The sequence below is a fragment of the Streptomyces sp. NPDC026417 genome (assembly GCF_055567695.1).
Genome location: NZ_JBVHPY010000072.1, coordinates 1 through 6,767 on the forward strand (window position 1 = coordinate 1; position 6,767 = coordinate 6,767).

2 protein-coding genes and 4 pseudogenes are annotated in these 6,767 nt (G+C 62.1%); 4 read left to right on the plus strand and 2 right to left on the minus strand.

The window, feature by feature from the left end; translation table 11 throughout:
• Positions 1–159 precede the first annotated feature (159 nt).
• Positions 160–736: pseudogene (locus ACZ4NT_RS38355) on the plus strand (IS701 family transposase); the annotation flags it as partial.
• A 24-nt stretch (positions 737–760) separates the two neighbouring features.
• Here the strand turns inward: ACZ4NT_RS38355 and ACZ4NT_RS38360 are convergent.
• Positions 761–1,012: pseudogene (locus ACZ4NT_RS38360) on the minus strand (transposase); the annotation flags it as partial.
• Positions 1,013–1,101: 89 nt separating this feature from the next.
• On the opposite strand from ACZ4NT_RS38360, the pseudogene ACZ4NT_RS38365 reads away from it, so the two are divergent.
• The 3 genes and pseudogenes from ACZ4NT_RS38365 to ACZ4NT_RS38375 form a co-directional block, all read left to right on the plus strand.
• Positions 1,102–2,103: pseudogene (locus ACZ4NT_RS38365) on the plus strand (IS630 family transposase); the annotation flags it as partial.
• Between the two features lie 527 nt (positions 2,104–2,630).
• Positions 2,631–3,541: pseudogene (locus ACZ4NT_RS38370) on the plus strand (transposase family protein).
• Between the two features lie 372 nt (positions 3,542–3,913).
• Positions 3,914–4,024: an IS3 family transposase gene (locus ACZ4NT_RS38375; RefSeq protein ID WP_467730053.1), complete on the plus strand. Its 111-nt coding sequence runs from the start codon at positions 3,914–3,916 to the stop codon at positions 4,022–4,024.
• Between the two features lie 983 nt (positions 4,025–5,007).
• On the opposite strand, the gene ACZ4NT_RS38380 is transcribed toward ACZ4NT_RS38375, so the two are convergent.
• On the minus strand, positions 5,008–6,375 hold the full coding sequence (locus tag ACZ4NT_RS38380; RefSeq protein WP_467730055.1) for an FAD-dependent oxidoreductase: 1,368 nt from the start codon (positions 6,373–6,375) through the stop codon (positions 5,008–5,010).
• Positions 6,376–6,767: the final 392 nt, after the last annotated feature.

Genomic DNA, 6,767 nt, shown 5'->3' on the forward strand with positions numbered 1-6,767 from the left:
GACGCGGCTCCTGCTGCAGACGGCTTGGCTATGTTCTCGCTGGTCACAGGTGAACTCTTCCATGATCGGAGTTACACCGTTTTTCTTACAGTCCCTCAGGTCACTAGTAGGACTCTGTTAGGTCTTCGGGTTTGGCCTGTTCTTGGGCATGTTGGGTGGATGGACGTACATGAAGTGAACCGTGTCCGGGCGAAGTTGGCGTTGTATGTGGCCGATGTGTTTGCCTCTGTGCCGCGTAATGACCAGCGGGCCAAGGGCGACTGCTACCTGTGGGGACTGATGCTGGACGGCCGCCGCAAGTCGATCCAGGCGATGGCGTCGAGGCTGCCGGACGGCAACGAGCAGAACCTGCAGCAGTTTGTGAACCAGTCCACCTGGGACCCGGTGCCGGTGCAGCGGCGGATCTGTGAGCCATGCTGCCGCTGATCAATCCGACGGCCTGGGTGATCGACGACGTGTCGATGCCCAAGGACGGCCGGATGTCGGCGGCCGTGGCTCCGCAGTACTGCGGAGCCCTGGGCAAACGCGCCAACTGTCAGGTCGCGGTCAGCGTCCACGCCGCCAGTGACACCCCTCCTGCCCGCTGCAGTGGCGACGCTTCTTGCCCAAGGAGTGGGCCGCGGACACCGAACGCCGCACCGCCACCCGTGTCCCGCCCGAGGTCGGGCACCGCGAGAAGTGGCGGCTGGCCCTGGACATGCTCGACACCCCGGCCGGCTGGAACATGAGCAGGCCGTCGGATTGATCAGCGGCAGCATGGCTCACAGATCCGCCGCTGCACCGGCACCGGGTCCCAGGTGGACTGGTTCACAAACTGCTGCAGGTTCTGCTCGTTGCCATCCGGCAGCCTCGACGCCATCGCCTGGATCGACTTGCGGCGGCCGTCCAGCATCAGTCCCCACAGGTAGCAGTCGCCCTTGGCCCGCTGGTCCTTACGCGGCACAGAGGCAAACACATCGGCCACGTACAACGCCAACTTCGCCCGGACACGGTTCACTTCATGTACGTCCATCCACCCAACATGCCCGAGAACAGGCCAAACCCGAAGACCTAACAGAGTCCTACTAGTGACCTGAGTCGGAGATTCGTCGTTGGTTCGGTATGAGTCGTCCGGGTCCGAAGATTCCGCCGTTGTCGGTGACCGATGCCCAGCGGGCCGTGCTGGAGGGCGGGGTGCGTCGTCGCACGACGGCTCAGGCGCTGGACCAGCGGTCGCGGATCGTGCTCGAGTGCGCCGACGGGCACTCGATCATGGAGGTGTCACGGCGGCTGCGGGTCACTGCGGACACAGTCCGCACCTGGCGGAGGCGCTTCTTCGAACGAGGCCTGGACGGCCTGTCCGACGAGCCGCGGCCCGGAGTCCCAAGGAAGATTACCGACGCGGACGTAGAGCGGGTGATCGTCAAAACATTCGAGGAGAAGCCGAAGAACGCCACTCACTGGTCGACAAGGTCGATGGCGGCGGCCACGGGCATGTCACAGTCCGCGATCTCGCGTATCTGGCGGGCGTTCGCACTGGCGCCGCACTGGTCTCAGACGTTCATGCTGTCCACGGATCCGCTGTTCATTAACAAGGTCCGCGATGTCGTGGGCTTGTATCTCGACCTGCCGGAGAAGGCTCTGGTCCTCTGCGTGGACGAGAAGTCCCAGATCCAGGCTCTGGACCGGTCCCAGCCTCTGCTGCCCGGCGTTCCCGAACGTCGCAGTCACGACTACGTCCGCGCCGGCACCACCACCCTGTTCGCCGCACTGGAAGTCGCCACCGGCAAGGTGATCGGCTCCGGCTCCCTGCACCGGCGCCACCGGGCCGTCGAGTTCAAGAAGTTCCTGACCAAGCTAGACAACGAAGTCCCCGCTGACCTCGATGTCCATCTGATCCTGGACAACTACCTCACCCACAAGACGCCCGCTACCATGCAGTGGCTGCTGGCGCACCCGCGCTTCCACCTCCACTTTACGCCGACGAGCTCGTCCTGGCTGAACCTGGTGGAGCGGTGGTTCGCCGAGCTCACGCAGAAGAAGCTCAAGCGAGGCGTCCACCGCTCCGCCCAGGCCCTCGAACGCGACATCCGCACCTGGCTCGCCGACTGGAACGACCACCCGCTTGACCGCCTCTGAGGACTGCGCCCGCAGCCAGGGGCGACGGTGTTGACGAGGAACGCGGCCGCGATGGGGCGCGCGTGGCCGGCGCCGAACTCGTCAAGAATGTCCGCGATCCTCTCCGTCAAGGACCGCACGGAGGCGACTTGAGAGGCGCCTATCCGCATGGTGGCCTTGCCCGGGGCAATCGGGTCGTCGGCGGCCCGCGCGCCTTGCTGGAATCAAGCTGAACACGGTTGTCACCGAACCTGGTTGAGGCGGCGAGGGGTTGCCAGTGGCTCGCTCCGGAAGCACTCCGCACCGATGGCAGTGTCACCTTCCTGGACCGGGCCACCGATCCTGCGGCGAGGAGCACGGCCAGATGTCCACTCCTCGGTCGGCCGCACCGCGGCGGTCCAGGCACAGGTCCCCGTCGGCTACTGATCGTAGAGATGCGCTGTCGGCGTCGACACGCTAGCGCTAACGAGCTGGTGCGTGATAGCGGACGAGGTGTCGTTGCTGGCTGGTGGCATGATCGGACTGTGGCGATCATGGTTAATCGGACGGTGCTGGCTCACCGGCTGTTCACGGGGGTCTCGCAGCGTCATCTCGCCTGTCTTGTGCAGGAGTTGGCGGTGTCCTGGGAGGCCGATCTCGAAGGCCGTCGTCTTGCTGCGCGGGGCGGGGACCGGAAGCGGGCTGCGGGTGCCGGCGCCCGTCACCAGCTGGTGTTCGTCGACCGGCAGGCGGCCACGCTGATCCATCTGCGGCACGACCTGCCGCACGCGGTGCTGGGACTACTGCTCGGTGTCGACCGCTCCACCATGACCTGCGCGATCGCAGAGACACGTGCGGTGCTGGCTGAGCGAGGATGCGCGGTATCCGACTGTCCCGGCCTGCGGCTGCGGACCTTTCCAATGTGTTCGCCTATGCCCATGCGGAGGGAATCGAATTACGTCTGGACGCCACCGAGGTCCAGGTCCGCAGGCCGCCTGCCCGACGTGGTGGGCGGCAGGCGTTCGTGTCGGGAAAGAAGAGACAGAACACGATGAAGGCCACCGTCATCGCCGACGACCAGGGCCGCACGTCATGGGTCGATGCCCTGCGACCTGGACGGATGCATGATGCGACCACCGCGCGCAACGAAGGCACAGCCGTCTGCTTCCAGCAGGTTCCTGACCTTCGGGTCCTCCCGGACGACGGCTATCTCGGGCTTCGCCGTGACCACCCCGGGCAGGCGGTGACTCCGCCGAGAAAAGCAACAAGATCAGCCCGCCCGAAGTCCTTGAAGCCCGGCACCGAGCCCGCCACCGGCACTCCTCCAAGCGCAGAACTGTTGAACACGCCCTCGCCGACCACAAACGCTGGAAGCAACTGACCCGCTGGCCCCACCAACGAGGTCATGCCCGCCACCTGCGGCGCCATCGCCAGCCTCACCTTCGACCGCAACACTGAAGCCTGACAACAGTCACGACCAGACCAAACACGCCTCAACGCTATCACGCACCAGCTCGTTAGTACTCCAGCAACGTTTTGCTATCTGGCCTGGTCAGAGGCATCGTCGGTAGTGTAGTTGGCTGCCTGCATGTCAGGGGCGGTCTTGGCGGACCGCCCCTCCAACGAATGACATCGAGAACTGGTAAGACCATCACTGCGACAGCCCGCGAGATCGAATTGCATCCGGAAACACCCCGGGGCTGGGTGAAGAAGCACCGGAGTAGAACGGGCCAGCGGCCGGCGAGCCGTTGACGCACGATAGCCGGGCGCGTTGACGCCGAAGGAATTCGGACGTCGCCGACCATTCGGGTGCACCGCAGTCTGCTGGGATAATGCGATGGCGGATTCATTCTTCGGCGCTCTGAAGAACGAGTCGGTTTCCCGCATGACGTACCCGACCCGCGAAGCAGCTCGCCAGGACATCACTCGATACATCGAACTCTGGTAAAGTCTACACATGCCTCCACACGGCCATCGGATACCGCCCACCGCGAGAAGTCCACACCGTATACGCGGAGATGCGTCTAGCCGCGTGAAATAGACGGTCAGATCACTGTCCGGAAAACGCGAGGCACCTCATCGCGACACCGGGTTTGGCGATCACCGGACGGTTGGCTCGCTCGCATAGGAGTCGTCGGTCTTTGCCGTGGTCGTAGCCGCGGTCCGCGAAGAGCGTGTCGGAATTGTCCGGCGGTGCTGACCACGGCTGGGATCTTGTCGAGCAGGGGGCAGGAGCTGGGGGACGTCGGTGAGGTGTCCGACAGTCAGTGAGTCCGCTTGCGGGTTGCCACCGTCGGTGATGACAGGCTGCTTGCTGCCTCATCGCGCCGAATAGACCAGACTGGGACCGCTTCTGGGCCCGCCGTGCGGCCCGGACGTGGGATGAGTCGATCACCGTCCTCGACCAGGCCAACTGGCCCTTCCAGAAAGCTTCTTGAGCAGCACCAGCAGCTGGTCCCAGACGCCTACCTCGTTCCATGCCACCAGGCGCCGCCGACAGGTCGTGCCGGAGCTGAAGCCAGTTCCTGGGCGCTGGTACCACTGGTTTACCGGTATGCAGGACAAACAGGATCCCCTCAACGCCTGCCGGTCCGACACCCTCGACTGGCCCTCAACCTGCTTCGGCCCCAATACCGGCGACAACACCATCAAGGGACACAGTTCATCCGAGATGATCCACGGCCGCGACTGCCTGCTCCCCGCCACCACATCAACGATCCGGCCGGGCGACAGTCACATGATTAAGGACGCAAGTACAATCGTAGAGTCATGGAGGAGTAGCGGGTGCGAAACTCCAATGCCCACGTCGAGGCTTCGAAGTATTCTGTATTTGTGGATCCCTACGGCCTCGTAGGTTGTTGATCAGCCAAAGGCGGCCCTTCCGACCGACGGCGACATCGGATACGATCTTTGCCAGCGATAGCTGGCATGTCACTCACGCCTGCCGAGCTTCGATGCTTGACTCCTACCCACGCTCAGGACCTTGAGCACAGTTGCGGGATGAAATAGCAGTGCTGGGGACGCGACCATATTGACCACCCGCACGAACCTTTGCCATACTGCGGGATTTTTGACCGCAACGCGGAGAAGGCGCATTTGATACCAATGCGTGCAGCGGGATACCATAGTCTGTCCGTCGGGGTGCCACCTGCGATCAAAGTTCGTAGACAGTGCCCATGGAGCGGCTAGTAGACGTCCGACTTTTTTCTGAAACTTACCGGAAAGCCCATCCAGGCCACCCGTGCCGATGCGCCGGATCAGCATGCCCTGTAGGAGTTCGGCCTCCATCGCCGCTACGGTCATGCCCTGTCCGTATACAGGATTGAACGCGCATACGGAATCACCGACCGCGACTATCCGCTCCGGCCACCTCTGCACTGCATGGTAAGGACGCCACTGGTTGCCAGTATTCGTGTAGCGATGGATGGCTTTATCGCCAATGCAATCCCTGATCCGCTGCGCCAGGCGCTCGTGGTGCAGCCCTTGGGTAAAATCCAGGTAGCCAGCAACGTCATTCGGCGGCTGCTCTTGAAAAGCGAATAGAGAGCAAGCCCACTGCTTTCGTTCTACAGCAAAAAGAATTCCCGCCTTATTTATGTTGGGGGCAGATAGCATCTGGTAAGCCGCGTAGGTATCTGTAGCAGAGGGATAGTTATCCGGTGACCGAGTGAAGGTTGTTGATGTGTAAGTAATCTTCGCCGTCACCGTGCGCTTTGGCGGAATAGTCACGCCCATAGCACCTAGCCAGCTCATAAGTGAGCTAGACCGGCCAGATGTGTCTACAACTAGATCGGCCGCCAATTCAAAGGGCTTACCGTTGCGAGACTGGCACGTTACCCCGGTCACCCGCCTCGACGTAGTGTAAGCCAGGCCCATGCATCGAGTTGAAGACAACAGTTTGACGCGGGATCGCTGCAGTACTAAGCGGCGCAGTTGCCGTTCCAATTCCCCTCGAGTGAACGTTTGGACTTCGACACCCGTGCGCACGCGGGGCGCGAATCCGACGGGCAGTAGTAAGTCAATACCTTCCCCGTAGTCAAAAACAGGAGCCCCCACACCTTCGAGCTCCGCACGCAGGCCAGGAAACAATCGCTCTAGAATCTCCGCTCCTTTCGCAAGCATCGCATGTGCATGATTGCCTTGGGGAGCACCGGGATGCACGCCAGTCTCCGCGTCAACAGAGTCCCGCTCCACGATAACGACTTCCTCGAAGAAATCGCTTAACACCCGAGCTGTCACCAGCCCCGCGTAGCTGCCCCCGAGGACTACAGCCTTGTGCCATAGGTGCTCTGCCGTCATGTCTTATCCCGTCTGCGATTCGCGCCGCCTAACAGGCCGGCACGTACATGTAGCGCAATTCAGATAAATTAGACATTACGACGGTAAATTATCCCTGAGTAGTCAATACTCAGAGTTGGCGGAAGGCTCGTGCGGTCGAGGCTTGCTTCGCACAGCCTGATCGGGCCCATGATGCTGACCGATATCCATACTTTGAGGATATCCTGTGTGGGATTTGAGTTATCCGTTGAGGGGCAGGTTGTGAAGTCGGGTGATATCAAGCATGACCTGGTGAATTCGGTCGCCCTTAACTGATCATTTCAGAATGAGGTTCGGAGTCGCCTCAAGCAGATGATGCTGCAAGCGAGTTGGAGGAGTTGCGAGGTGGAGGTCGTCGCGTATCTCGTAGCGGA

Bases quoted from the DNA above. Each gene is read 5' to 3' on its own strand.
- ACZ4NT_RS38375 (WP_467730053.1), top strand. From the start codon at position 3,914: ATGGCGGATTCATTCTTCGGCGCTCTGAAGAACGAGTCGGTTTCCCGC.
- ACZ4NT_RS38380 (WP_467730055.1), bottom strand. From the start codon at position 6,375: ATGACGGCAGAGCACCTATGGCACAAGGCTGTAGTCCTCGGGGGCAGC.